This is a genomic window from Microbacterium sp. NPDC089987 (genome assembly GCF_044748505.1).
Taxonomy (GTDB): Bacteria; Actinomycetota; Actinomycetes; order Actinomycetales; family Microbacteriaceae; genus Microbacterium.
Genome location: NZ_JBIVGE010000001.1, coordinates 277,433 through 303,554 on the forward strand (window position 1 = coordinate 277,433; position 26,122 = coordinate 303,554).

Below are 26,122 nucleotides of genomic sequence, written 5' to 3' on the forward strand. Positions count from 1 at the left end.
CGTCCGGCCCGCCCATTTAGGCTGAACGGGTGCGCATCCGTCTCGACATCGCCTACGACGGCACCCACTTCCGCGGCTGGGCGAAGCAGCCCGGCCTGCGCACGGTGCAGGGCACGATCGAGGCGGCGCTGGCGCGCATCCTCGGCTCCGACGCCCAGTTGGTGGTCGCCGGGCGGACGGATGCCGGTGTGCACGCCTCCGATCAGGTCGCGCACCTCGATCTCGACGAGCTCCAGTGGGCTCGACTCCAGACGCGCCACGGGCACGCGGCGTCAGATCCTGCGGGATCTCTCGCCCGTCGCATCCGAGGGGTGCTCGGCAACTACCCCGACGTGACCGTCACTCGCACGAGCCTCGCGCCCGAGGGGTTCGACGCGCGCTTCTCGGCGGTGTGGCGGCGGTACGGCTATCGGCTCGCCGACGCGACGGTCGGCTACGACCCGATGCGCCGCAACGACACGACGACGATCCGCGCCGCTCTCGACGTCGAGCGGATGGATGCCGCCGCGCAGACCCTCATCGGCCTGCATGACTTCGCCGCGTACTGCAAGCCGCGCGAGGAGGGGACCACCATCCGCACCTTGCTCGACTACCGCTGGGCGCGTGACCGCGACGGCGTGCTCGTCGCGGAGGTGAAGGCCGACGCGTTCTGCCACAGCATGGTGCGGGCGCTGGTCGGCGCGTGCGCCGCGGTGGGGGAGGGCAAGCTCGAGGTCTCCGACGTCGCCCGGCTGCGCGATGAGCTGACCCGCACCAGCGCCTTCAAGGTGCTGCCGGCGAGGGGGCTCACGCTCGTCGAGGTCGGGTATCCGGCCGACGAGCTGCTGGCATCCCGCGCCGAGCAGACCCGCGCCCGACGCGACCGCGACGAGGAATAGTCCCGCGCAGGTCTCGTGCGCAACCCCGGTCTTGGCACTGCGGCACGGCGGTAACGTGGCGGGTATGAGAGTGATCTCGTACAACCTTCGCAAGCATCGCGCCGCAACGGAGCTGACGGCGCTCGTCGACGAGCACGATCCCGACATCCTCTGTCTGCAGGAGTGCGACACCACCGCCCTTCCGGATGTCATCGGCGGGCTGTCCCTCGTGCACACGACCAGCGGCAACCGGCTGGGGCTCGCGATGTACCTGCGGCGCAACACGTTCGAGGTCGAGCAGGTGCGCACGATCGGGCTGAAGAAGTCGCTGCACGATCGGGTGCTGAAGCCGGCGCACGAGCGCGTGCTCGGCGCGCGGCTGCGCGACATCGACACCGGACACGGGCTGATCGTCGCGTCGTTCCACGCCGCGCCGCTCACCGCCCTCAACTCGCTGCGCCGCAACCAGATCAGGGCGGGGCTGGATGCCCTGCAGGAGCTCGGGCCCGGAATGCCCGTGCTCATGGTCGGCGACTACAACTACCCCGTCTTCAAGGAGCGACTCGGCCAGACGGTGCGCGATCACGGGTACACCCTCACCCTCAGCGACGACCGCACGTACACGCGCTACCGGGTGTTCAAGGGGCACTACGACTTCGCGACCTCGGTCGGCTTCGACATCTCGAAGATCACGACCCTGCCGCAAGCCACGAGCGATCACCGCCCGATCCTGGTCACGGCCGAGGCGGAGTAAGTCGGGGGCGGGGGCTCGCCTGGCCTGGCCCCGGCTCGCTGTTCGGGTGGTCCCATATGGTCGCCTCGGCGTGGGGGATGCGGCCATTTGGGCCCACTCGTCGAGTGGCTCGGGCCGTGTGACCTCGCCCCCCTTTGCTCGGGTGGTCCGATATGGTCGCCTCGGCGTGGGGGATGCGGCCATTTGGGCCCACTCGTCGAGTGGCTCGGGCCGTGTGACCTCGCCCCCCTTTGCTCGGGTGGTCCCATATGGCCGCCTCGGCGCGGGGGGTGCGGCCATTTGGGCCCACTCGTAACATGGCTTGGACCTGTGACCTGACACCCTTGCTCGGGTCGTCCCATATGGCCGCCTCGGCGCGGGGACGCGACCACCTGGGCCCACTCGTCGAAGGGGCGAGCGCACGGTTCAGAGGTCAGGGCGCCAACCCCGCCGGATCAGGACTTCGCGCACGATGCGATGGCCCCTCCGCAGCGTCCGGATGTCGTATGCGGTCAAGCGCACGACCTCCCAGCCTGCGTTCGCATAGTCTCGGTACTTCTGCAGGTCGCGATTCCATTGATGCTTCGACGAGCGGTGGTGATCGCCCTCAACCTCGACCACGACGCCGTACCGCGGGTAGGCGAATTCCGAGATGCCCAGTCGCCGGCCTCGAGCGTCGCAGATGTCGGCATCCAATTCTGGCTCGGGCAGGCCGGCGTCCTCGCTGTCGAGCCGGTACTCGGTCTCCAACGGCGATGCGCAGCCGACCCGGATCCGGTCCAGCGCGGCGCGCAGCTTCTTCAGCCCGGGTCGTGAACCGGCGTCGATCGAGGCCTGCAACTGCTCGATCGTCGCCCCGGCCCGCTCCGGATGCTTGATCCCTCGCTCGTCGCGGGGAACTCGGACGATGGCATCCCCGAGGATGATCAGCTTTCGCACACTGAGATCGCGTCCGAGCATCGCCCACGTGCTGGCTGGAGAGGAGGTCGGGATGCCGTCGACCACCTCGACGTCGACCAGATGCACTGCGATTGTGCGTCCTTTGACGCCCCGCCCCTTCGGCGCTCGCCGCGGCGCGAAGACCGCGACGTCGAGGTCGTTCGGGGGATTCACCGGGTAGCCGTGCAGCACGGCGGCGCTGGCGCCGCAGATGAAGCTGCCGGGGGTGGCGACCTGCAGGTACGACAGTGCCTTCGAGCGCATGCGGCGCATGCTCGCGCGCGTCGGGGCGAGCGGCTCGGTGTCTCGGGCGATCTCGTCCTGCTCTGCGGCGATGTCGGCGACCGTGCGACGTGCGCCGTGGAACGGCCGGACGAGATCCTTCGCGCGCATCCGGCGGCTCGTGAGGCCGGCTTCTCGACCCCTCCCGACGCTGAAATGCGCGCCGACTGTCGTCGGCAGGTCGCTCGGTGTCGTCGGCATCCGTCTACTCTCGCCTCGACCTGGGACTGGTGAACAAGCCAGACGCACGGACGGTGGAGAACCCGAAGCAGACAGCGCATGTGCAGGACGATCAGCGCTCGCGGGGTGGGCCCATATGGCCGCCTCACTCGCGGGGATGCGGCTATTTGGGACCTGCGGCGGGAGGAGGGGAGAGGCCGAGGAGGGAGAGTACGGCGCTCAGCAAGCCGGGTGGTCCCATATGGCCGCGTTGCGCGAGACGACGCGGCCATTTGGGACCTGCGGCGCGAGGAGGGGAGAGGCCGAGGATGGAGAGCACGCCGCCAAGCACACCGAGTGGTCCCATATGGCCGCCTTGCGCGAGACGATGCGGCCATATGGGACCTGCGGCGGCAGGAGGGGAGAGGGCGAGAAGGGAGAGCACGCCGCCAAACACACCGGGCGGTCCCATGTGGCCGCCTCACCCGAGTCGATGCGGCCATATGGGACCTGCGGCGGGAGTAGGGAAGAGTAGTTCGTCGCACCAGCCCGGATGCTGTAAGCTTGACCCTTGGTGTGTGATCAACTGCGGTCGCACCCGCGAACGTGAGCCCTCCACTGGCGCGTGTTTCTTCTCGGATCCTCGAGGCGGAACCCACCCCGGAGTGGGATTCACGAACCTCTCCGTTCGAATCAAGAAAGCAGCACTATCGTGACGCGCACTTACACCCCGAAGGCCGGGCAGGTCCAGCGTGACTGGATCGTCATCGACGCCACTGACGTCGTTCTCGGTCGCCTCGCCTCGCACGCCGCAGCGATCCTGCGCGGCAAGCACAAGGCCACCTTCGCTCCCCACGTCGACACCGGTGACTTCGTCATCATCGTCAACGCCGAGAAGGTCGCCCTCACGGGTCAGAAGCTCCAGAAGAAGATGGCCTACCGCCACTCGGGTTACCCGGGCGGTCTGACCGCCACGAGCTACGCCGAGCTCCTCGAGAAGCACCCGGTTCGCGCCGTGGAGAAGGCCGTCCGCGGCATGCTCCCGAAGAACACCCTGGGTCGTCAGCAGCTGTCGAAGCTCAAGGTGTACGCAGGTGCCGAGCACCCGCACGCCGCTCAGCAGCCCACGCCGTACACCCTCGACCAGGTCGCGCAGTAAGCGCCCCTCAGATTTCAAAGGACATACTCGTGGCTGAAATCCAGGACACCACCGAATTCCCGCAGAACTTCTCGACCTCCAGCCCTGAGGCTGAGGTTCAGGAGTCGGCTCCCCGCCCCGTGCTCTCCGTTCCCGGCGCCGCTGTCGGCCGTCGCAAGCAGGCCATTGCCCGCGTGCGTCTGGTTCCCGGCTCGGGCACCATCACGATCAACGGTCGTACGCTCGAGGACTACTTCCCGAACAAGCTGCACCAGCAGCTGATCAACGACCCCTTCACGGTGCTGAACCTGCAGGGTGCGTACGACGTCATCGCCCGCATCTCGGGTGGCGGCGACTCGGGCCAGGCCGGCGCGCTGCGCCTCGGCATCGCCCGTGCGCTGAACAACATCGACGCCGAGAACAACCGCCCGACCCTCAAGAAGGCCGGCTTCCTCTCGCGCGACGCTCGCGTCATCGAGCGCAAGAAGGCTGGTCTCAAGAAGGCCCGCAAGGCTCCTCAGTACTCGAAGCGCTGATCCGCGCAGTTCCTCTTATGGCACTGTTCGGAACGGACGGCGTGCGGGGGCTGGCCAACGGTCAGCTCCTCACCGCCGAGCTTGCGCTCCACCTGGCCCAGGCGACTGCTGTCGTCCTGGGCCAGGGCCGTATTGCCGACGCGCGTCGCACCGTCGGCAAGCGGCTCACCGCCGTCGTCGCGCGTGATCCGCGCATCTCGGGGCACTTCCTCAGCGCCGCCGTCGAGGCGGGTCTCGCCTCGTCGGGCGTGGATGTGCTGGATGCCGGAACCCTGCCCACGCCGGCCGCGGCCTTCCTCATCTCAGACGTCGACGCCGACTTCGGCGTGATGATCTCCGCCTCGCACAACGCGGCACCCGACAACGGGATCAAGATCTTCGCCCGCGGCGGCGTGAAGCTGCCCGACCTCGTCGAGCAGCGCATCGAGGAGACCATCGCGTCGCGCGAGAAGCTGCAGCCCACCGGCGGCGACGTCGGTCGCGTCATCCGGTTCGCGGATGCCGAGGACCGCTACGTCATGCACCTGCTGGCCTCACTGCCGCACCGGCTCGACGGCATCCACGTCGTGCTCGACTGCGCCCACGGCGCAGCATCCGGAGCATCGCCCGAGGTCTTCGCCGCGGCCGGCGCCAAGGTGACCGTCATCGGCGCAGATCCTGATGGCCTGAACATCAACGACGGCGTCGGATCGACCCACCTCGACAAGCTCGCGGCAGAGGTCATCCGCGTGGGAGCCGACATCGGCATCGCGCACGACGGCGACGCCGACCGCTGCCTCGCCGTCGACGCCGACGGCAACGTCATCGACGGCGACCAGATCATGGCGATCCTCGCCGTGGCGATGAAGAGCCGCGGCAAACTGGTGAATGACACGCTCGTCGCCACCGTGATGAGCAACCTCGGTCTGCACGTCGCCATGCGCGAGCAGGGCATCACCGTGCGCCAGACCGCGGTCGGCGACCGCTACGTGCTCGAGGACATGAACGCCGGCGGCTACTCGCTCGGCGGCGAGCAGTCGGGTCACGTGATCATGAGCGAGTTCGCGACCACGGGCGACGGCGTGCTCACCGGTCTGCACCTGGTCGCCGAGATGGCGCGTCAGAAGAAGTCGATCGCCGAGCTCGCCTCGGTCATGACCGTCTACCCCCAGGTGATGATCAACGTGAAGGACGTCGATAAGGACGCGGTCTCGGATCACACCGGCGTGCAGGACGCGATCAAGGCCGTCGAGTCGCAGCTGGGAAAGACCGGCCGGGTGCTGTTGCGCAAGTCGGGCACCGAGCCGCTCGTGCGTGTGATGGTCGAGGCGGCGGATGCCGAGACCGCGCACTCCCATGCGTCGTCTCTTGCCGAGGTGGTGCGAGAGCACCTCGCGCTCTGACATCTGCGACAACAGAAGAAGGCGGTCACCTCCGGTGGCCGCCTTCTTCGACTCGGAGCGAGAAAACGGGTGCGGCCCCGCGAGTGGGGACTCAGCTGGGGCCGCTGACACGGGCCGCTGGGGACAGCTCCGCATCTGACGCGTGGCACTGGGGATGCCGTATCGCGCCAGCGACGCGTATGACAGCGTCGCGCTTCGACTCTACTGCGTCAGCGTATGAATGCGCTCTGGTTCCAAAGGTTCTGCGGCTCCGCAGAATACGAGCTGTCTGGCTCGAGGCGACCTTGTCTTTGGTGGGACGGGCGTCCGCTCAAGGAGCAAGGCCAGCCGCTCCCGTTCAGCGCTCAGCGCACAACGGTGAGTGTGAACGACACGTCGTCCGCCTCACCGGTCGGGTCGCTGAGGACGACTTCTGTCTCTCCGGGGGCCCTCCCACGTATTGAGGGGGCAGTGCCACCGGACTCGTCGGTTCCCTGAGTGAACTCCGCAACGGCAGAGTCAAGGAGCACCGCGCGGAGTGCATGAGTATCATCTGCGGGCGTGATCACGAGCACTTCTCCCACAGAAAGCGTGATCGACTCCTCGTCGGCGTCTTGAATGTCGAGGGACACGTCCGGCTGCCCCGAGCGCGTGGGACCTGGCGCTACGTCCGCGGTGCATCCGCTCAGCACCGCAGCAATCACCACGGTGATGAGCACAGTCGAAAACTTAGAGAATCGCATGTGGGCCTCCAGGGATTCAGCATTCAGGGCAGCGCGATCGTGGCGATCGCTTTATCGACGGCGGCTGCGAGTGCGCGATAGCCATTCGGATTCGGATGCACGGAATCGTCCGCCACCAAGTCACTCATGCCCGCGAGGGGCTGCCCTGCGTCGACGAAGACCGCACCCTTCTCGTCGCTCGTGGCCTTGAGTGCCGGAGCAAGCTCAGAGAACTGCTGAGACGGAGCATCGTCGTCCTGCCAGGGGGCTAGTACGACGACTATGGCCTTCGGATACCGCGCCTTGAGGTCGTCAACGAGCGTTCCGAGAGCTTCTGCGATCTTCGATGTGGCGTTGCCGATGTCATTGCGGCCACCACTGATGAAGATCGCGCGAGGTGCACCGACAATCTCGGCACTTGTTTCCGCATACGTGCCGCAGTGGCGCAGGCCGCAACCCTCGGTCCCAGCGGTGGCCAAATACCCGGTCCCGCCTCTTCCGAGGTTGGCCACGTCCCAGCCTCGTTCCGCACCAATCAGGTCTGGCCACGTGATCCCCTCGCCTCCGATCCCCTGGGTGTAGGAGTCACCGAGGAAGACAACCAGCGGCATCGGCGCCGGAGGGGTCGGGGAGTCCATGCCGATCGGCTCCACGAACTGAGCAGGCTCCGCTCGCTTCGCCGACGCCGTGAAAGCCAGCGCTACGACAATCAACGTGACGGTCGATATCAATACCCAAACTGGTAGCCCCCCGATCTCGCGCGTCATGACACGCCAGATCGCCCCATGTTTCCCCATGGGATCATGCTAGTGCTCAGATGCGGTTCTGAGAATGGAGGACGGGCGACTCGGGCGACCGCCGGCCGCTGGGCGGCGTGTCCAGGATCGTTCTGTACTGTGGTCGACAGTCGATCCTGCTACCCTAACGCGGCAACGCGGGCAGATCGCTCGGCGCTGTGCATTCGGCTTCACGAATGGCAGCGCAGCCCCTCTAACGATCCACATCAGGCGAAACGCCAACTAGGAACATGTCTGTGACTCGAAAAACATCTGACACTCGAAGACGAATCCCCATGATTGCCACTCTTGTGCTCGCGTTGACAGCGGCCGCATTCCCCGCCGCCGGCGTGGCACAATCAGCAGAAGCCGCTGCGCCCGTACCCACCACGCAGGAGGTCGTTCTCACGGCTGTCGATACGGCATGGGCGACCGACCGGTCGCTCAACACAGTGCAGAAGCACGACTATCTCAGTGCAACGAAGAGCGCCGACACAACCTTTCTGAAATTCTCCGGCGACGCTCTCAAAGGTCGGCAGGTGACGTCGGCATCCCTCGACTTGCGCGTGCGTTCGACCACGGCGACCAAACCCGGTCTGATGGCGTACAACTCATCCTCCAACTGGTCATCCTCGACTCTCACTTGGGCAAACAAGCCCAGCCGCGGAGCCGTCGCCTCCGGCCAAAGCACGACGGCTGTGGCTGGGCAGACCGTTCGAATTCCGTTGAAGATCGAATCGGTGCCCACATCGGGCGTGTTCGCACTGAACCTGAATTATCTGGAAGGTGGAATTCGGCTCCTGATGGAGCGAAGCGGCGAGTACGCGCCGAAGATCGTCGTCACTACGACGGCGAGCGGCGCGACTGAGGCTCCCGACACACCCTCGGGCAATGAGACTAAGCCTGAGGCGCCCGCCGCGAAGCCTAGCGGCACACCGCGCGTGTTCGCGCACTACTTCGTGCCCTACCCGTTGTCTATCGACAACAAGACCGCGGATTCGGACTACTACGCCAACAATTACCTCAACCCGATTGGTGAGAACGGCAAGTTCGCAGCTCAGGGAGGTCTGCTGCGTGACCGACCGTTGTCTCCGGCACCGCAGACGGCATCGGATTGGCGTGTGCGGAACATGGCGACCGAGGTTCGTCAGGCACAGTCAGCCGGTATCGACGGCTTCACTCTCAACCTCATGAGCAGTTCGGGCCAGAACTGGGAAGCCGGCATCAACATGATGAAGGCTGCAGGTTCTGTCGGAGGCTTCGTCGTCATCCCCATGGTCGACGGCTCGTCCGGCTTCGTGAAGAACACCCCTGCGCAGGCTGCCGCGCTGCTCAATCAGTTGTACCGCTCCGGTCCTGCGTACAAGGTCAACGGCTCGTACCTGCTCTCCTCGTTCAAGGCTGAGGGCGCCTCGGTGTCCTGGTGGACCCAGGTGATCGAGGCCCTGGAGAAGACCTACGGACTGCCGATCAGCTTCCAGGCTGTGTTCCTCAACGCGAGTGATGCGAACATGAAGGCGTACGCTCCGATTGCCGACGGATACGGCAACTGGGGAGCGCGCACGGAGCGGAACTCGCTCGCACGTCCGAACTATGACGCCAAGGCCGCGTCATACGGCAAGACGTGGATGGAACCCATCGCGGTTCAGGACGTTCGCTTCAACGCGTCGAACTGGGCGGAGTCGAACAACACCGCGACGGTTCGCACTCAGTGGCAGCGGGCGATCGAGGACAAGGTCGACTACGTGCAGCTAGTGACGTGGAATGACTACAGCGAGTCCACACAGATCGCGCCCTCGCAGGCACACGGTGACTCCTTCTTGGACCTTACGCGCTACTACACGTCATGGTTCGAGAACGGCAAGGCTCCGGCGCTCACAGCGGACGAGATCGTGCTCACGCACCGTAAGCAGTTCGTGGGAGCCAAGCCGAGCCTCTCCCACCAGCTGATGGGCGCTCCGACGCTCGACGGCACGTCGACGCCTGCACGTGACACTGTTGAAGCCGTTGTATGGCTGACTTCTCCCGCCACGGTGAAGATCACAGTGGCGGGCAAGACGACGACTGTGGCCGCCCCTGCTGGTATGTCCGTGCACACCGTGCCGCTCGGCATCGGGGCGGTCTCCGCCTCCGTAGAGCGATCCGGTGCGGTGACAGCGAAGCTCGCTTCGCCGTACACCGTCGTCCAGACACCCCCGGTGCAGGACCTGCAGTACTACGCGACCAGCACCTGGTGAATCATGCGATGAGGTGTCGGACGAGTTGGTCCGACACCTCATCCATCAAGGTCCCGGCACGCACATACGCGCGCCGGGACCTTCTCCATGGGTCGAGGATGTCATCTTCCGCGGTTGACGAGCCTGCGTTTCCACGTGCGCCGTTCGCAATCACCACCTGATCGCGCACCGACAGCGTCGAACGAGGCTCGGTCACCTCCAGCAGCCGAACGAATTGAGCGGCGGTGAAGACACGATCCGCCGCTTCGGGAAGGAGCTGGGAGACCATTCGACGCTGATTCCGCGTTGCCGTGAGAATGAGATCTGCCTGTTCTACGTGCGCCTGGACCAGTTGACGAGCACGATGCCGTGCAGCATCGATGTTCACGGTCTGCAGCCTCTTGGCGAGCGGTCGGCTCACCGGATGCCCGACTAAGGCTTGCAGGCCAGCGGAAGCGGTGAGGATGTCCTGACGTCCGAGTCGAGCGAGACCAGCTCTGAGACGCAGCTCCAGGTACGGAGATCTGCAGATATTCCCCGTGCAGACGAACAGCACCCTTTCGACGTCGGCGGTCACGACACCTCGCGCCCGTCAGCGGGCGAGAATAGCTCTCCTGACTCGCGATCCTCCGCGGGAAGGGCGCCGCGGCGGCGGCGGACGCCGGGAGCGTTCGCAGGTGCCGTGCTGCTGGTACGCGTGGAGTCGTAGCGATAGCGGCTGCTTGAGCGGGTCCGAGCGAAGTTGAAGATCGCCCCTTCGACGGTCGCACCGACACCGGACAGCCGCTCGGCTGCCCTGCGCAGGTCGCGCACCCGAAGCGTTCCCGACGCCCCGACGAAGATGACGCTCCCGAACATTCGCGCCACAACGGCCGCATCCGAGACGGGGTTGAGCGGAGGGCAGTCAATGACGGTCACGTCGAAATGGGAGCGAATCTGTCGCAGAGCCTCGGCAGCCATGCTTGACTCCAGCAGCTCACTTGGGTTCGGTGGGATGGTGCCGGACAGGAGTACACTCACCCCATCGTCCCCCCACGGAACTAGCGCATCCATCGCAGAGACATCGCCCGCGATGACGTCACTCAGTCCCCTTCGCTCCGGGAGGTCGAGAATTCCGCTGAGGGTAGGACGACGCAGGTCTGCCTCGACGAGGCAGGTTTTCAGCCCGGAAGCAGCCAGTGCCGCCGCCACGTTCGCGGAAGTCGAGCTCTTGCCTTCCCCCGGATTCGCCGACGTGATGGCGAACACCTTGTGGCGCTCTCCCGACTGCAAGAATCTGAGGTTCGCTCGAATCTGTCGGTACTCCTCAGCGCGAAGGGACCGACCGTCCTTCATCGCGACTGGCTGTCGGCTCGCTTTCCGGTCATAGCCGACAGAGCCGATGACTGGCGCGCCGAGCAGTTCGGACAGCTGCGTCGAGGACCGCACGCGCGCATCGAGCACCCCTCGCACGACAACCGTCGCGGTCGCCAACAACACACCGCACAAAAGTCCCATGATGAGCATGAGGGGAACGTTGGGCGCTGAAGGTTTTACCGGCGGAACGGCGGACTCGATGACCTGCAGCCTCACCGGCGAATCCCCCTGAACACGCGGAGTCAACGCAGGCACCACTTCGGACAGATTCATCGAAACGGAGTTCGCTATCGCAGCCGCGCGGTCGCGAGATTCGTCACTCACCGAAATGGCGATGACGCTCGTGTTCAAACCGACGGATGCGGATACCTGCTGACGCAGCTGACGCACGGTGGACTCGAGCTTCAGGTCTTTGACCACCGGTGCCAAGACCACTTCACGCGTTGCGATGGCGGCGAAGTTCCGCGCCTGCTGCTGAGAGAAGTTCGTGGACTGCGCGATCTCACCCGTGTTCGCACCGCCGGTAGCGGTGACGAAGACGTCAGCGCTCGCCGTGTACTCTCGAGGCGTCGTCTGCGCCGCCACCCATCCGCCGGTCAGACCGACGACGAGGCACAGCACGACTACGCCCCAGTGATAGCGCACCAGTCGCAGCAAGCTGTTGGATTCCATGCGTCGCCCCCCACACCGATGTTCGGCATCGCCCCTACGAATGTCCGCGGGTGCCTCCCATGATATCTTTGGCCGCTGACGCGGCGAGACGCCGACACTCAGCGCACTGAACGGTACCGACACAATGCAGACTCACGGCAGCGATGTGCGAGTGGCCAGCGCCAACCGACCAGCCTCCAGTCTCCGGAGATCGACAGGCATGCACTGGGTGCTGCTGGTGATGTCCTTCTCCGTGCTGTCTGTCGGCCTGCCAGCCTTCCTCATCGCGGATGTCGAGGACGTGGCACGTAGTGAGGCGTGGATCGTCACGCTCGCCATCATGGTGTGGGCGGGAGTGCGCCTCTCACTTCTCTGGGTTGCCGGTCTTCCGCGCTTGTTCGACTTCTTCTTCTGGCTGTTCACCTACATCTTCATGGGCATCGCGCCAACGGCACAGATTCGCTCCGGCCTCACCTCGACGACCACACCCGGGGTCGATCCAGGCCTCGACCTTCCCGCCGCCGGGGTCGTGGCGCTGGGGATCGTATGTTATGAAATCGGACGGCTCGCCTGGATGCAGCGTGAGCATGTACGCCGACGACGAGAACAACTGAAGCCTCGAACAATTTCGAAGTGGCGCACGATGACGCTGTTCTTCGTGGCCATGGCCTTAAGTGCTTTCGTCGTAGCTCGGCTCGGGGTGACCATCTTCCAGGGGAGCCGGGATGGGGCGGCCGCAGCCCGGGCCGCGGCTTGGCCAGATCCCGCTGTTCGCAGCCTCATCTACGCAAGCGGAATCTATCCCATGGTCGTGGCAGTGGGTGCGATGATTCAGTGGCGCCGGTCCAGCAGAACACCGCTCAGTCGACAGCTGACTCTTGCCGCAGCGATAGCGGGAACATGTGTCCTGCTGCTCATCGTCAACCCGGTGACAAGCGCGCGTTATTCGTTCGGCACAATCGCTTTTGCCCTGGCTGTCTATGCAGGAGTCCTCGCCAACCAGCGTCGGGCGCGCATCGCGATGCTCGCGGTCATCGCGGGCTTCCTCTTCGTATTCCCCTTGGCCGACGCTTTCCGCAGAGTGGACGGGGGCGTCGCAACGCGTACGGGATTCTTCACCGAATATCTGTCGAACCCCGATTACGACGCGTTCTGGCAGGTGGCGAACTCCATATCCTTCTGGGTCGATGGATTGGTCGTCCCGCTTCGCCAGTTCGCCGGCAGCGTGCTCTTCTGGGTCCCGAGGGCGCTCTGGGCCGACAAACCCACAGACACCGGCATCATGCTCGCCGAGTACCGCGGTTACTCATTCGACAATCTGTCCGCACCGATTTGGGCTGAGGCCATCGTGAACGGGGGAATCATCGCCGTGGTTCTGGCGTTCCTCGCCTTCGGTCTCGGCGCGCGAGCCATGGATTCGCGCATCGTGGTAGCGCTTCGCATCAGCGGCTCCTGGGCGATCGCAGGCGCGATCCTGCCCGTCTTCACGACCATCCTGCTCCGGGGCTCGCTCCTCCAGGCGACAGGGCCGCTGCTGCTCACAGTCGCCTGCCTCGTGTTTGTCAGCGCCAGGGGTGCCGACGAACACGAGACAGTCGACTCGTCAGCGCCGAACCTCTCGGGCGTGAGCGCGATACCAGTCGATCGTGCTTCGCAGTCCATCCCGCAGACTGATATTGGCGGTCCATCCGGACGCAGCGAGCTTGGAGACATCGAGTAGCTTCTGAGGCGTGCCGTCAGGCTTCGTCGTGTCCCAATTCGTCTCGCCGTTGAAGCCCATGAGATCGCCGATCGTCTCAGCGATCTCCCGGATGGTGACATCGCTGCCAGTCCCGACGTTCACGTGCTCGGGAGCGTCGTAGTTCTCAAACAGGTGCAACAGGGCGGACGCGAGGTCGTCAGCGTGCATGAACTCCCGCCGGGGGGAGCCCGTGCCCCAGTTCGTGACCGCTTGTCCCCCTTCGGAGACGGCTTCGTCGTAACGTCGGATCAGCGCCGGGAGAACGTGAGAGCCGAGCGGTGAGAAGTTGTCGTTCGGGCCGTAGAGATTCGTGGGCATCGCCGATATCCAGGGCAGCCCGTCCTGCTTCCTCACTGCCTGTACCTGCAGGATGCCGGCGATCTTTGCTATCGCATAGGCGTCATTTGTCGGCTCGAGGTGGCCGGTGAGCAGAGCATCCTCGCGGATCGGCTGTTGCGCCAGCTTCGGATAGATGCACGAGGAGCCCAAAAACAACAGCCTCTCTACACCTGCTTCGCGTGCGGCGTCCATCACATTCGTCTGTATCCGCAGATTGTCGCTGAGGAAGTCGACGGGGTAAGTGCTGTTCGCCAGGATCCCCCCGACTTTCGCGGCCGCGAGAACAACGTACTTGGGCCTGCTCTGACGGAAGAACTCGAAGACGGCCTCGCGGTTCTTGAGATCCAATTCGCTGGACGTGCGCCCGACGAGGTTAGTGAAACCAGCGATCTCCAAAGCTCGCCACATCGCACTCCCTGCGAGACCGCGATGTCCGGCCACATAGAAGGGTGCTTCCCGGTCGAGCCGCGTAGGCGAATAGTCGATGGAATCGCTCATTAGGCTGCTACCCACCCGGCGAGCGACACACGATCGATCCACGGGTTTCCTGCGTGCTCCAGCGCCTCGATGTCCGCGTCGACCATGAGGCGCGCGAGCTCCAACGGTCCCACGCTCGCCTTCCAGCCGAGCTTCTCCTCGGCCTTTCGCGGATCACCGATCAAGGCGTCCACTTCCGTCGGTCGAAGGTAGCGTTCGTCGAACCGAACGTGATCCTGCCAGTTGAGACCAGCGTGTGAGAAGGCGGTTTCGAGGAATTCCCGCACGGTGGTGCCGGTGCCCGTCGCGAGGACAAAATCATCAGGCTCGTCGGCTTGCATCATCCGCCACATGCCCTCCACGTACTCTGCGGCGTACCCCCAGTCGCGTACGGCATCGAGATTGCCCATGTAGACATGGTCCTGCCGTCCGGCCTTGATTGCTGCGACGGCGCGAGTGATCTTCCTGGTGACGAAAGTCTCGCCGCGTCGCGGGGACTCGTGGTTGAACAGGATGCCGTTGGACGCGAACATGCCATAAGCCTCGCGATAGTTCTTGGTGATCCAGTAGCTGTAGAGCTTCGCAGCCGCATACGGCGAACGCGGATAGAAGGGCGTCTCTTCGTTCTGCGGCGGCGGAGTAGCCCCGTACAGTTCGGAGGAAGACGCCTGGTAGAAGCGCGTCTCGATTCCTGACATCCGCACAGCCTCGAGCAGACGGATCGAACCGGTCCCGGTCGTGTCCGCGGTGTGCTCGGGCTCGTCGAATGACACGCGAACGTGAGATTGCGCAGCGAGATTGTAGACCTCGTCAGGGCGGATACTGGCGAGCAGCGTGGTCAGGCGTGCGCCGTCGCTCAGGTCGCCGTAGTGCAGGAAGAGCTTCGCATCGTCGCTGTGAGGATCGACGTACAGGTGATCGATCCGAGATGTGTTGAACGTCGAAGCTCGGCGAATCATGCCGTGTACTTCGTATCCCTTGCTGAGAAGCAATTCGGCAAGGTAGGACCCGTCCTGGCCCGTGATCCCCGTGATGAATGCGCGTTTAGTCACTCTGTTCCCCTTAACTTCGGGCGGCACGCTGCTTCGCTGCCCACTCCGTGTCGGGCGTCCCCATCTGGCCCCGACACGAGTGATCCTATAGGTAGAGTTGCTCCAGTCGACGCGCTATGGCGGCCATGCTCCGCTTCTCGCGTACTGCACGGCGGCCGCGACCACCGATTATCGATGCCCGATCCGGGTCTGCGATCAGCTCGCGCATGGCATTGGCGAGGTCCGACACCGAGTCGCTGATGACGGTTCCCGCATCGTTCTCGGTGACGAACGACGCGAGCCCGCAGGTGTCTGTCACGATCACTGGCAACCCCGTAGACATCGCTTCCAAGACAGACATCGGGTAGGGCTCGTCGACACTGGGCAGAACGTAGACCGTGGCCTGGCGCATGCGTGACATCGTGTCACTCATGCTGACCGCACCCTCCCAGCGGATGCGATCGCTGTAGCCGGAACGCTCGATGGCCGCCCGCACGGACTGGCCTTCGCCCTCATCGGGCCCGATCAACGTGAATCGGACCTCGGGGAATTCAGCAGCAAGAATGGCTGCGGCCTGCACGAAATGCGTAGGTCGCTTCCTCTCGGCGAGCCTGGCCAGATACAGCACGTGGGGGGTTTCCGCGCGCCCCGTCACACCGTCGGCCTCCGGAACTCCATTGGGCAGGTCGATGAGCCGTACCGACCCTCGAGCGACTGCCTCAAGCCCCGTTCTCTCGACCTGCGTCAGGTACGTCACAGCGTGAGCATGCTCGAGTACCGGTCGTGTCAGCACCGCATCGAGGGGGACGGCCAGCGGGTTCGAGGAATGATCGATCATTCCGTGCGTCTGAAGCACAACGCGAGCTCCGCGTCGCTGAGCGATATAGGCCGCCGGCAGAGTCACCAGATCCCTTGCGGCGTGCACGTGTATGACGTCGAACTCCTGGTGGTGTTGGTGGACAGCACGCCAGAGCCCAGGAGAGGCGAGGCCCGCGAAACCGGAGCGAGGCAGGGCGGACACGACGGGAAAGAGCCGGGCGGGTACGCCTTCCAACTCGGTCGGAGGACCGTCGGGGAACCCGCGTTGCCCCCCGGCCAGGACCACTTCGTGACCGAGCGCCCGGAGGGCCGCGAGCTGGTTGATGGCGACCCGCGTAGGACCGCCGTATTCCCCGTGAGGGCTGACCAGCGTGACTACGCCGAGCACCTTCATGGCCGCGGCTCCGTGGAGTGGGCTCGGGGGGCGAGGACTGTCTCACCGTCGGGAACGTTTCGCGTGACGAGCGCCGTCGCGCCGACGAGCGCTCTCTCGCCGATGGTCACGCCGCGAAGGACCGTGGCCCGCGCGGCAACCCACGCGCCACTCCCGATCCGGATAGGTGCGTTATCGAACTCGAACGTCGGGGAGGTTCGATCGTGGCTGCCGGTGCACAGCAGCACGTCCTGCGATATGCACACGTCGTGGCCGACGGTCACGGGCTCCAGGTTGAGGATCCATACCCGCTCGCCGATCCAACTGTTGTCGCCGATTGTGAGCTTCCAGGGCCAGTGCACTCGCACTCCGGATCGCAGGTTCACCCCGCACCCTATGTTCGCTCCGAAAGCTCGCAGGACCGCTATCCGCACCGGCACCGGGACATACCACGGCATCACGAGCATGCCGGAGAACAGCTGCCAAGCCGCCTGCCACACGCGTCCCCGACCCTTGTCATAGCCAGCTCCGGTGAACCCCGAGAGACTTCGCATCCGCGCCATGGCGACATACTATGCCGCGGTGCCGGAGAGCCGTGCCGCATCGACAGCAGGCGTGAGCGATAGGATCACTCGGAGCATCTGCGCCCTGCGCGCCGATGCATCCATACCGGCCTGTGGGAGGTCATATGATCGCGGCATGCCCGCTTCGTGTCAGCTGGGTGAGCGGTGCCTTCGGCTACGGCGATGAGCTGGCGTACTTCCGTCAGGTGTTCGACGAGATGCGGAGGCGCATACCGGGGACGGCGATCTTCGTACGGGAGGGATTCCCTGTCGAGCGGTATCCCGAGCTGCCGCTACGCCCGGAGCTCAGGTTCTGGCGCCGGGCGCGCGATCGCAGAGTTGGGGACTTCGTCTACACCGGGAACATTCGGGTGCCGACACCTCGCGCTCTGTTCCGATTGGCGCGGCATCGTGCAGACGTCATGATCGTCGTCGAGTTCACTCCGACGGCGCTCCTGACGATCGCGGTCGCCCTCCTGCTTCGACGGCGTGTTCTGCAGCTCATCGAATCGCACCCGCGCTTTCGTGGAGGTGCCGACAATGGTGCAGTCCGATGGACAAAGGGGTTCGTTGCACGGCGCTGCCACGCTCAACTCGCCAGCAACCAGGCGACGGCCGACTACCTTGCAACTCAGCTTCGCATACCCGACGAACGCGTTCATGTTGGTCCATATTTGACGTCGGACCCGGGCGGTGCCCTCCCAGCCCGTGACGACGGCGGTCCGGTGCGCTTCCTGTTCCTCAACAGCCTGCAGGAGCGCAAGGGCCTGCACTTGCTGATGGAGGCGTTGGCTGAGGCATCAGGTGACGGGCAGCGTGAGTGGTCCCTCGACGTTGTCGGCGATGGACCCGCGCGTGCGAGCTTGGCGGAACGAGCTGAGCGCCTGGGGATCGCATCTCGAGTGGTCTTCCACGGTTCGGTGTCCCACGGCGACGTGGGAAGCCACTACGAGCGCAGTCACGTGGTGATCTGTCCTACTCAAGGTGACTATCGGTCGCTGGCGGCGTTCGAGTCAGTCAATGCGCGACGTCCCGTGGTCCTGTCGGTGCATGACGGCGCAGCGGAGGAGATCGTCGCAGCGGGCGCCGCAGCCACCGTGATAGATCCGCTGGACGCCGACGCTTTCGCTGCTGCCCTGTCACGCTTCCTCCACCAGGACGACTATCTGGCATCGCAAATGGAACTCGCTGCAGAACCTCCGTCGGCGTTCAGTCTTCGGTCTGTCGGCGAGAACCTGGAGCAAGCCGTGCGCCTCGCCGCGGGCCGGCGATGAGCCTGCGCTTTCGAATACCGCCACTCACGCTTGCGCAGGCGTTCGCCAGTGCCGCCGGCGCCATTCCAATGGTGGTCGGAGCAGCGCGGATGCAGGGTCCCGAGTTCGCCTCGTTCTCGGTTCTAGTGCTCGTCGTCACCCTGGCGGTCGGGGGCGTTCGAGCGGCGCTGCTGCAGCCAGCACTCATCCACCAGCGCGTCGCCGTCGGAGCACTCGTCCGTGCGCGCCATGCGTGGACAGCGTTCATTTTGGCATTGTTGGTCCTGGCGCCTGGCGCATGGCTCATCGCATCCATGCCCCCCGCGGAAGCGATCACGGCGGGAGCAGCGGGGGCGACGCCTGTCCTGTACGAGTGGGTGCGGTATCGAGCGATCGGTACATCCCGCCGATGGCTGGTGGCAGGCGGCGACGGCGCCCGAGCAGTTCTGACGCTCACCACGCTTCTGCCGCTGATGCCGGCCACCACCTTCGCTTTCTTGATCGTGATCGGTGTCTCCACGGCCGTTCCGGCGTTCGTCATTCTGGCGTCGTGCCCGAGGCCGTCCTCCTTTGCTTCTTATCGCGACTTTCGAACGTCAGCAGGTTGGCAGGCCATCGACTTCGCAGTCGGACAATTCATCGTCTCCGCCCCGTTGATCGCCCTCTCGGGCGTCGGCGCTGATCGCCTCATCGCCGGTGCACGTCTCGCGCAGACATTGCTCGGCCCACTGAACCTCGCTTTCTCAGCAACCAGCACCAATATCCTGGCCGACGGCGCCACGGACAGCGCGCATGCTCGTGCCGCCGCAGTGATCAGCCGAGGGTGGCGAGCCAGCTGGCAACTCGTCACGCTCGCGACGAGCGTGGTCGGAGGACTTGTGCTCTTCGTGTGGGTTTCGGGGTTCTCGCTGCGTGGAGTGGACCACGATTCACTGCTCTGGGGCCTGATCTTCGTAGGCTCTGGGACGGTGCTCACCGGCTGGGCCGGGATCCACGGTATCGTCCTCAGACTGCTCGGGCATCAGGCGAGCGTCACCGGGGTGCGGGTCGGGATCGCCGCCATCACTGTCGCCGCTTTTCTCGTGGGCTTCAATGTTGGAGGCGGCGAGGCGAGCCTGGCCGCTGGCTTCATCGCGAACGGCGTGTCTGCACCATTGCTCTTCGTGCCGGTGGCACTCGCGCACTATCGACGCGATACGCGAGAGCCTTGATGTTCAGCGCAGCGCAGACAGTGAGCGGAACCATTTGGCCAAGAGAAGACCGGTGATTGCCGCGGTCGCGGCTCCAAGTACTACGTAGGCAGTGAAGAACGCGGAGGAAAACCCCCAGGCGGTGAACGAGAGTGCAAGGACGCCGTAGTCGGCGAAAAGGAGCACGACGGCCCGCGTGGTCGAAGGCCTGCTCCGCTGGGACGATCCCTTCACGCCTGCAGCTCGCATGAGCAGGTCGAAAAGCGTCATACCGCAGAACATGAGGACCACGACCAGCATGTACGCCAGCGGTATGAGCAGCCAAGCGGAAGTGAGCAGCTCATTCCTGTAGGCCGCGATCAGGACAGCCGCGTGGATGGCAACCATCTTGCCCGCATCGACGACGTGGTCGAGCCATTCGCCAGCAGGGCTGCCACGGCCGGTCAGGCGGGCGACTTGGCCGTCAGCTGAGTCGAGCGCAAAGCCCACAACCAGGCAGAGCGCGACCACTATCCCGCAGCCGATCGTGACCGGGGCCACCGCAAGGACGATCAGTCCGGTGGCGGTCATGGCGGCCGACGCTGCCGTCACCGCATTCGGAGTGAGACCTGCAGCGGCCGCTGCAGCCGCGAACACGCGCCCCACCGGTCGGTTGACGTATCGCGAATACAGCGAGATTCCGATGGGTGATTTCTGTGACGCCCGCAGAGCGCCCAGCGCAGCGGTGAAGGTCAAATCTGACAAAGCCATCCCCTCCGCAGTCACGCCGGATCGCGACCGCGTCTCTTGAGGAACCATAGTGCGAGGAGCGACCAACGGTGTAAGCGGTAATTTCTTTCCTGAATGGCCGCGTCCCATGTATGCTGACCCTGCGCTGAGGTGGAACGCAGGGGAAGAGCCGAATCCGAGGGAGGGTTCGGGTCGCGACACCTTCTCAGCGTCACTGGGGAATTGCATCTGCTGAGCGGGTGCATCAAGGGATGGGGATCCCGTGGGGAAACGATCTTGGGCTGCCTGTGCAGCCGTCGTCGCACTTGTCGCTGGTCTGGTCGGCGTGCAAGCGTCAGAGCAGGCTTCGGCGCTGTCGCCCGGAGTGCACTTCAGTGCGGACGATCTGCCTACCTGGCAGACCAACGGCACGGTGTACGCGCTCGCCGCGTCCGGTGGCAAAGTGGTGGCGGGAGGCACATTCACGCAGCTGAGACCACCGGCTGGTGTCTCTGGCACGGTGCGGGCGCAGACAGCACTCGCTGTCTTGAATGCCGACACCGGTGCGCCTGACGCCTGCCAGTTCGCTGTCACCGCGAGCAGCGGCACCGCCTCGGTGCTCGCACTGACCACGAACGCCGACCAGTCTGTCGTCTATGTGGCAGGCAATTTCTCCAGCATTGGCGGCGTCAACGTTGGGCGCGTCGCTGCGCTCGATGTGAACGCCTGCGTGGTCAAGCCGTTCCGACCAGCTGTGTTCTCCTCGACCGCCACTGCGCTGGCTCAGCACGGGAACGTGTTGTACGTCGGAGGTCTGTTCAACACTGTGGGCGGGCAGACCCGCCGCGGCTTCGCTGCGCTGAATGCCACGACGGGGGCCCTGCTCGATTGGGTGGCGGACGCCGTGCGCACTGTCACGAACCTTCCCGCCGACGTCGGCCAAGGACGTGCAGTGGCCGTCTCACCTGACGGCCAGAAAGTGGTCGTCGGCGGCGACATGTTCGAGATCAATGGCCAGTACTCGCACTCGATCGCGATGGTGAGCGGCGCAACCGGAACGAATGGCGCCGGCGGCGAGGTTCTTCGCACCTACCCGTCCGGATTCATTCCGAACTCATCCATCACCAAGAGCATCTGGTCGGGAGACGACGGTCGCTTCTACATTGGAAACGAGGGTACGGGCGGTGGCGTGTTCGACGGTCGTGCCGCGTTCTCTTGGGAGACCGGCGACCAGGTATGGCGCGACACCTGTCTCGGGGCGACGCAAGCCGTCCTGCTCTACGAGCAGACCCTCTACTCTGCCAGCCACGCGCACGACTGTGCCGGCATCAATGCGTTCAACGACGGGGTACGCAACTACTTCCTCGCGCAGGATTCGAACACAGCTGAGCTGCGCGGATGGTTCCCCGCAGCCAATGACGGCATCGGCGAGGGCATCGGACCGCGTGCTCTCACAGTCGCCGAAGGGCGTGCGACGGGCAAGAAGTACATGTGGACGGGTGGCGAGTTCACCCGCATCAACAACAAGGCGCAGCAGGGGCTGACTCGCTTCGGACCGGATGATGTTGGAGCTCCGCCTGCTCCCGTGGTGTCGGCCGTCGCTACCAGTGATGGCACGATTCAAGTGCGGTTCCGCACTGTCGTCGATTCCGATGACAGCGACCTCACCTACAGCGTGTACCGGAACAACAGCGCGACACCGGTTTGGACCGGCAAGGGAAGCTCCATGTGGTGGCAGCGCCCCCAGGTCACCTTCGTCGACAGCGCGGTGAATGCAGGCAGTACCTATTCGTACCGGGTCACTGCTTCGGATGGGACGAACACTTCCGGCCTCTCCGCTACCGCAAGTGCACGAGCGGTCGCAGCGACGACGGATTGGGACTCCACAGTCCGAGCGGCAGGGGCGACCGGTCTGTGGTCGGGGCAGGTGACCTCCGGCGTGTGGGCCCTCGACGCTTCAGCGAACACCACACGTGCCGACGGTGCGGCGATGCAGATGATGGAAGGTGCTACGACGTCCGCCTCGAGTGCAGTGTCCTCGAATTCGCAGTCCTTCTCGCTCGATGGCGTCGACGACTACCTGGTGACCGACCAGTATCGTCCTGGACTGACGACATACAGCGTGTCGGCGTGGATCAACACCACGACGGACCGTGGCGGCAAGATCATCGGTTACGGCAACGGGCGTCCACGCACGGGCACCAACACGCCGAATCTGAGCGGCAGCTACGATCGCCACCTCTACATGCAGAACGACGGACGCGTCCGCTTCGGGGCATACAATGGCAGCACCGTGACCGTGACGTCGCCGTCGGCGCTCAACGACGGTTCGTGGCACCTCGTCACAGGAACTCAGGGTCCTGAAGGCATGCGCCTCTACGTCGATGGGAAGCGAGTCGCGTCGAATGCCGTCTCGAACCAGCAGGCGTACTGGGGCGTCTGGCGCATCGGGGGTGACAACCTTTCCGGCTGGCCGTCTCGGCCCTCGAGCAACTTCTTCAGCGGCTTGATCGATGAGGCCGCCGTGTACCCGAGAGCTCTGACGGCGCGCGAGGTAGCGACTCAGTACGTGGCAGCTGGTCGCGACCTGGTGACCAACCCGGTTCCTGCTGACGACTACGGCAAAGCAGTTCACGAAGGCGACCCGCTGCTCTATTGGCGTCTTGCCGACTCCACCGCCGAGGTGAAGGACTCCTCCTACTTCGGCACAACGCCCGGAACGGCGCTTTCTGGTGTGGTCCAGGGCGTGACGGGTATCGTCGAAGGCAACGCTGCGGTACGGGTTCCCGGCTCACCCAGTGGGACCATTGCGACCAGCCAGAGCCTGGCTCCGTCGGCCACTGTCTCGGCTGAGATCTGGTTCCGCACGACGACGACGTCCGGAGGCAAGATCCTCGGATTCGAGAACACGGCGACCGGCAACGGATCTGGGTACGACAAGCACCTGTACATGACCAACGATGGGCGTCTCATCTGGGGTTCGTACATCGGAAGCGCTGCCACCGTAACCAGTGCCAACAGCTACAACAACGGTGCGTGGCACCATGCCGTCGGAGTGATCGACTCCACGGGTCGGCAGCTCTACGTCGATGGGCAGATGGTGGCGAGCAGCGCCGTCACAGGTGCGGAGACTGGAGAGGGGTACTGGCGCTTGGGCGGAGGCAACCTGAGCAGCTGGCCGAACCAGCCGTCTGATTTCTACTTCAACGGAGACCTTGACGAGTTCGCCGTCTACTCCACTTCGCTGTCACCCGCAGTCGTCGCCGAGCACTATGCCATCGGTTCCGTGGACCGTTCTGCTCCGTCATCGCCGGCTGCAGTCACTGCAAAGCAGGCGGCCGACCGGATTGAAGTCAGCTGGGACGCGGCGACCGATGACGTAGGCGTTGCGCACTATGAGGTGTATCGCGGCGCATCGCCGGACTTCGCAGTGGACAGCAGCACTCTGCTCGGCACGACGACAACTCTTAAGTTCACGGACGTGTCCGCACCCGTGGGTGAGGTGTCGTACAAGGTTGTTGCGATCGACGCGTCGGGCAACCCGAGCAAGCCGTCAGATGCGACTACGTTGACAGTTGCAGATGAACTGGCTCCTTCCATACCTGACGGGCTGGCCGCTCAGACCGCGGGCACGGATGTCTCGCTCACTTGGACGGCAGCGGAGGACAACGTCGGTGTGGCCAGGTATGACATCTACCGTGGTCAGGAGTCCGGCTTCGATGTCTCTGCGTCGACGAAGATCGGCGAGAGCGTGCAACCTGCGTTCATCGACGAGGGCCTCGATCCGGGCACGTACTACTACGTAGTGGTAGCGGAGGACGCAGCGGGCAACCGCAGTAAGGCGTCCATCGAGACGAGCCTGGGTCACCGCCTGGTGGATGCGATCGCGCCCACGCAGCCGGGCGCCCTCAAGGCGGCTCTGTCGGACGGGAACGTCCAGCTCAGCTGGGATGCTTCCACGGATGACATCGGCGTCACCGCTTACCAGGTGCACCGAGGTTCGGCGGCCGACTTCGCCCCCTCGAGCAGCACTCTTCTCGGCCAGACGGCGGAACTGGAGTACGTCGACAGCGCTGTCCCAGCAGGCACCTGGTACTACAAGGTGATTGCGCAGGACGCTGCTGGCAACTTCAGCGCCCCAGCATCCGCCTCTACCGTTATTGATGATGAAACTGCGCCGACCGCTCCTGTAGACGTCGTGGCAACGGTCTCCGGGAGCAACATCACGGTCTCGTGGTCGCCCGCGACGGATGATGTGGCAGTTGTCGGATATCGGGTCCATCGCGGTGCATCGGCGGACTTCACGCCGACTGCGAGCAACCGAGTGACGACGGCAGCGCCCACGACTTTCACTGACGTGAGCGTGACAGCGGGTACTTACTACTACAAGGTGATCGCCGAGGACGCGGCAGGAAACGTCAGTGTCTCCAGCGACGCCGCATCCGCTACGGTCGTCGCCGCGCCTCAGGACCCGGTGACCATGTCCGTTGTCGCCACCGCGGATGCGATGGCTGCAGCGATCAACCCCAACAACGCCTACGGGACCTCCAACCAGCTGTCGTCCCGTTTCGACACGCCGATCGTGTCGTTCCTGCGGTTCGACCTGCCGGCGGCGCCGTCGGGCATGGTGCTTGACAGCGCCCAGCTCCGAGTACGGACTTCTACCGATCCCACTGCCGGCTCGGCGAACGCTCACCAGTTGCGCCTCGCGTCCGGTGCGTGGTCGGAGTCCCAGATCACCTGGAACTCGAGGTTGACGAGCGTCGATCCTGCCGTGCTGGGGGAGCTGTCGGGCGCGACGGCCGTCAACACGGCGTACTCCGCAGGACTGTCTGCGGCAGGGCTGTCTGGCAGCCTCGGTACCTCTGCGACTCTGCAGATGTCGAGCGCGGCTGGCACGGACAACCTCCGGCTCTGGTCTCGCGAGTCCGGGACTGCGGCCTACAGGCCAACTCTGGTGCTCAACTTCGTACCAGGCGCTGGCCCGGGGCCGGACCCTGACCCTGAGGTTCCGGACGTGACGGCACCTTCGACACCAGCTGGCGTCACAGCGACCGTGAACGGTGCGACGGCAACGGTCTCGTGGTCGGCGTCGACGGATGATGTCGGAGTAGTGGAGTACCGGATCCACCGCGGATCTGCCGCTGACTTCGCTCCCGACGCGGAAAACCGGGTCGGTGTGGGACCATCGGCTCCCTTCGCCGATGCAGGGTTGGCGCCCGGAACGTACTACTACCGGGTGGTCGCGGCTGACGCGGCGGGTAACGCCAGCAACGCCAGCGCGGCTGCCAGCGCTGTCGTCGCAGGGCCCGGACCGGATCCGGTGAAGCCTGTAACGATCTCGCTCAATGCCACCTCCGATTCGATGGTCGCGCAGATCGCCCCGACGACCCTCTACGGTACGACGAATCAGCTGTCCTCCCGGGGGACAACCCCGATCGAGTCGTTCCTCCGCTTCGACCTGCCTACAGCTCCTCCCGGGACGGTTCTCAGCGGCGTCGAGCTGAAGGTGAGAACTTCCACTGATCCGACGGCAGGCTCGGCTGACACCCACGACTTCGCTCTGGCTGATGACCGATGGGACCAGGCCACGATCAATTGGAACAATCGGCCGACGCAGGCGGGATTACGGATCGGTCAGCTTACGGGCGCGACCGCGATGAACACTGCGTACTCCGCGCAGCTCGATGTAGCAGCCATCCAGTCGGTGCTCGGGTCGACCCAGACGTTGCGGATGTCCAGCGGGGGAGCAGACAATGTGCGGCTCTGGTCTTCCGAAGCGAGCTCGGCCGGGTACCGTCCGACCCTGGTGCTTCAGTTCACCCCGGCGCCATGACGGGCCCAGGCCAGCTCTCACGTAGGGCGGTGCTCGCGCTCGGCGGCGTAGCGCTCCTCACCGCGT

General features: G+C 64.9%; 20 protein-coding genes. 10 read left to right on the plus strand and 10 right to left on the minus strand.

Annotated elements, in window-relative coordinates; genetic code table 11:
• Positions 1-29 precede the first annotated feature (29 nt).
• Both truA and ACIPV2_RS01365 read left to right on the plus strand, forming a co-directional pair.
• The gene (gene truA / locus ACIPV2_RS01360) at positions 30-878 is read left to right on the plus strand and encodes a tRNA pseudouridine(38-40) synthase TruA (RefSeq protein ID WP_400837439.1); all 849 of its coding nucleotides are present in this window, start codon (positions 30-32) and stop codon (positions 876-878) included.
• 64 nt (positions 879-942) lie between these two features.
• Positions 943-1,611, plus strand: a complete 669-nt coding sequence (locus tag ACIPV2_RS01365) for an endonuclease/exonuclease/phosphatase family protein (protein ID WP_101188158.1) — start codon at positions 943-945, stop codon at positions 1,609-1,611.
• 405 nt (positions 1,612-2,016) lie between these two features.
• On the opposite strand, the gene ACIPV2_RS01370 is transcribed toward ACIPV2_RS01365, so the two are convergent.
• Entirely contained in the window at positions 2,017-3,012 is a 996-nt protein-coding gene (locus tag ACIPV2_RS01370) for a hypothetical protein (RefSeq protein WP_400837443.1), read from the minus strand.
• Positions 3,013-3,682: 670 nt separating this feature from the next.
• On the opposite strand from ACIPV2_RS01370, the gene rplM reads away from it, so the two are divergent.
• Genes rplM through glmM form a run of 3 tightly spaced genes read left to right on the plus strand, consistent with a single transcriptional unit; the run spans position 3,683 to position 6,026 of the window.
• On the plus strand, positions 3,683-4,129 hold the full coding sequence (rplM, locus tag ACIPV2_RS01375; RefSeq protein WP_071640481.1) for a 50S ribosomal protein L13: 447 nt from the start codon (positions 3,683-3,685) through the stop codon (positions 4,127-4,129).
• A 29-nt stretch (positions 4,130-4,158) separates the two neighbouring features.
• The gene (gene rpsI, locus ACIPV2_RS01380; protein ID WP_099195945.1) at positions 4,159-4,644 is read left to right on the plus strand and encodes a 30S ribosomal protein S9; all 486 of its coding nucleotides are present in this window, start codon (positions 4,159-4,161) and stop codon (positions 4,642-4,644) included.
• 17 nt (positions 4,645-4,661) lie between these two features.
• Positions 4,662-6,026, plus strand: a complete 1,365-nt coding sequence (gene glmM / locus ACIPV2_RS01385) for a phosphoglucosamine mutase (protein ID WP_400837447.1) — start codon at positions 4,662-4,664, stop codon at positions 6,024-6,026.
• Between the two features lie 344 nt (positions 6,027-6,370).
• Here glmM and ACIPV2_RS01390 read toward each other — a convergent pair whose 3' ends face one another.
• Together ACIPV2_RS01390 and ACIPV2_RS01395 are read right to left on the minus strand one after the other, a co-directional pair.
• The gene (locus ACIPV2_RS01390) at positions 6,371-6,724 is read right to left on the minus strand and encodes a hypothetical protein (RefSeq protein WP_400837450.1); all 354 of its coding nucleotides are present in this window, start codon (positions 6,722-6,724) and stop codon (positions 6,371-6,373) included.
• Positions 6,725-6,771: 47 nt separating this feature from the next.
• On the minus strand, positions 6,772-7,524 hold the full coding sequence (locus ACIPV2_RS01395) for an SGNH/GDSL hydrolase family protein (protein ID WP_400837452.1): 753 nt from the start codon (positions 7,522-7,524) through the stop codon (positions 6,772-6,774).
• 275 nt (positions 7,525-7,799) lie between these two features.
• Between ACIPV2_RS01395 and ACIPV2_RS01400 the strand changes: the two genes are divergently transcribed.
• Positions 7,800-9,740 (plus strand): glycoside hydrolase family 71 protein, encoded by a 1,941-nt coding sequence (locus ACIPV2_RS01400; RefSeq protein ID WP_400837455.1) that lies wholly within the window; start codon positions 7,800-7,802, stop codon positions 9,738-9,740.
• A 1-nt stretch (position 9,741) separates the two neighbouring features.
• On the opposite strand, the gene ACIPV2_RS01405 is transcribed toward ACIPV2_RS01400, so the two are convergent.
• Positions 9,742-10,296: a hypothetical protein gene (locus ACIPV2_RS01405; protein ID WP_400837458.1), complete on the minus strand. Its 555-nt coding sequence runs from the start codon at positions 10,294-10,296 to the stop codon at positions 9,742-9,744.
• Complete coding sequence (locus tag ACIPV2_RS01410; protein WP_400837461.1) at positions 10,293-11,747, minus strand: polysaccharide biosynthesis tyrosine autokinase; 1,455 nt, start codon at positions 11,745-11,747, stop codon at positions 10,293-10,295. The genes ACIPV2_RS01405 and ACIPV2_RS01410 overlap by 4 nt, the downstream gene beginning before the upstream one ends.
• 199 nt (positions 11,748-11,946) lie before the next feature.
• Here ACIPV2_RS01410 and ACIPV2_RS01415 point away from each other — a divergent pair, with 199 nt between their 5' ends.
• A complete protein-coding gene (locus tag ACIPV2_RS01415) occupies positions 11,947-13,446 on the plus strand; it encodes a hypothetical protein (RefSeq protein ID WP_400837463.1) in 1,500 nt (499 codons plus the stop codon).
• Here the strand turns inward: ACIPV2_RS01415 and ACIPV2_RS01420 are convergent.
• The 4 genes from ACIPV2_RS01420 to ACIPV2_RS01435 form a co-directional block, all read right to left on the minus strand.
• Entirely contained in the window at positions 13,330-14,304 is a 975-nt protein-coding gene (locus ACIPV2_RS01420) for a GDP-L-fucose synthase family protein (protein ID WP_400837465.1), read from the minus strand. The genes ACIPV2_RS01415 and ACIPV2_RS01420 overlap by 117 nt on opposite strands.
• Entirely contained in the window at positions 14,304-15,335 is a 1,032-nt protein-coding gene (gmd, locus tag ACIPV2_RS01425) for a GDP-mannose 4,6-dehydratase (protein WP_400837468.1), read from the minus strand. Before gmd ends, ACIPV2_RS01420 begins: the two co-directional genes overlap by 1 nt.
• An 85-nt stretch (positions 15,336-15,420) precedes the next feature.
• Positions 15,421-16,527, minus strand: coding sequence for a glycosyltransferase (locus ACIPV2_RS01430; RefSeq protein ID WP_400837471.1), 1,107 nt, complete (start codon positions 16,525-16,527; stop codon positions 15,421-15,423).
• Entirely contained in the window at positions 16,524-17,069 is a 546-nt protein-coding gene (locus ACIPV2_RS01435) for a DapH/DapD/GlmU-related protein (protein WP_400837474.1), read from the minus strand. Before ACIPV2_RS01435 ends, ACIPV2_RS01430 begins: the two co-directional genes overlap by 4 nt.
• A gap of 125 nt (positions 17,070-17,194) precedes the next feature.
• On the opposite strand from ACIPV2_RS01435, the gene ACIPV2_RS01440 reads away from it, so the two are divergent.
• Together ACIPV2_RS01440 and ACIPV2_RS01445 are read left to right on the plus strand one after the other, a co-directional pair.
• A complete protein-coding gene (locus ACIPV2_RS01440) occupies positions 17,195-18,343 on the plus strand; it encodes a glycosyltransferase (RefSeq protein ID WP_400837477.1) in 1,149 nt (382 codons plus the stop codon).
• 89 nt (positions 18,344-18,432) lie between these two features.
• Positions 18,433-19,533: a hypothetical protein gene (locus ACIPV2_RS01445; RefSeq protein ID WP_400837480.1), complete on the plus strand. Its 1,101-nt coding sequence runs from the start codon at positions 18,433-18,435 to the stop codon at positions 19,531-19,533.
• A 3-nt stretch (positions 19,534-19,536) separates the two neighbouring features.
• Here ACIPV2_RS01445 and ACIPV2_RS01450 read toward each other — a convergent pair whose 3' ends face one another.
• A complete protein-coding gene (locus ACIPV2_RS01450) occupies positions 19,537-20,469 on the minus strand; it encodes a CDP-alcohol phosphatidyltransferase family protein (protein WP_400837483.1) in 933 nt (310 codons plus the stop codon).
• A 97-nt stretch (positions 20,470-20,566) separates the two neighbouring features.
• Here ACIPV2_RS01450 and ACIPV2_RS01455 point away from each other — a divergent pair, with 97 nt between their 5' ends.
• Positions 20,567-26,056, plus strand: coding sequence for a LamG-like jellyroll fold domain-containing protein (locus ACIPV2_RS01455; RefSeq protein ID WP_400837486.1), 5,490 nt, complete (start codon positions 20,567-20,569; stop codon positions 26,054-26,056).
• The last annotated feature ends 66 nt before the right edge of the window (positions 26,057-26,122 follow it).

Bases quoted from the DNA above. Each gene is read 5' to 3' on its own strand.
- ACIPV2_RS01420 (WP_400837465.1), bottom strand. From the start codon at position 14,304: ATGAGCGATTCCATCGACTATTCGCCTACGCGGCTCGACCGGGAAGCA.
- ACIPV2_RS01370 (WP_400837443.1), bottom strand. From the start codon at position 3,012: ATGCCGACGACACCGAGCGACCTGCCGACGACAGTCGGCGCGCATTTC.
- ACIPV2_RS01445 (WP_400837480.1), top strand. From the start codon at position 18,433: ATGCAGGGTCCCGAGTTCGCCTCGTTCTCGGTTCTAGTGCTCGTCGTC.
- ACIPV2_RS01430 (WP_400837471.1), bottom strand. From the start codon at position 16,527: ATGAAGGTGCTCGGCGTAGTCACGCTGGTCAGCCCTCACGGGGAATAC.
- ACIPV2_RS01410 (WP_400837461.1), bottom strand. From the start codon at position 11,747: ATGGAATCCAACAGCTTGCTGCGACTGGTGCGCTATCACTGGGGCGTA.
- glmM (WP_400837447.1), top strand. From the start codon at position 4,662: ATGGCACTGTTCGGAACGGACGGCGTGCGGGGGCTGGCCAACGGTCAG.
- ACIPV2_RS01365 (WP_101188158.1), top strand. From the start codon at position 943: ATGAGAGTGATCTCGTACAACCTTCGCAAGCATCGCGCCGCAACGGAG.
- ACIPV2_RS01440 (WP_400837477.1), top strand. From the start codon at position 17,195: ATGATCGCGGCATGCCCGCTTCGTGTCAGCTGGGTGAGCGGTGCCTTC.
- ACIPV2_RS01450 (WP_400837483.1), bottom strand. From the start codon at position 20,469: ATGCAATTCCCCAGTGACGCTGAGAAGGTGTCGCGACCCGAACCCTCC.
- ACIPV2_RS01415 (WP_400837463.1), top strand. From the start codon at position 11,947: ATGCACTGGGTGCTGCTGGTGATGTCCTTCTCCGTGCTGTCTGTCGGC.
- ACIPV2_RS01395 (WP_400837452.1), bottom strand. From the start codon at position 7,524: ATGGGGAAACATGGGGCGATCTGGCGTGTCATGACGCGCGAGATCGGG.
- ACIPV2_RS01435 (WP_400837474.1), bottom strand. From the start codon at position 17,069: ATGGCGCGGATGCGAAGTCTCTCGGGGTTCACCGGAGCTGGCTATGAC.
- ACIPV2_RS01400 (WP_400837455.1), top strand. From the start codon at position 7,800: ATGATTGCCACTCTTGTGCTCGCGTTGACAGCGGCCGCATTCCCCGCC.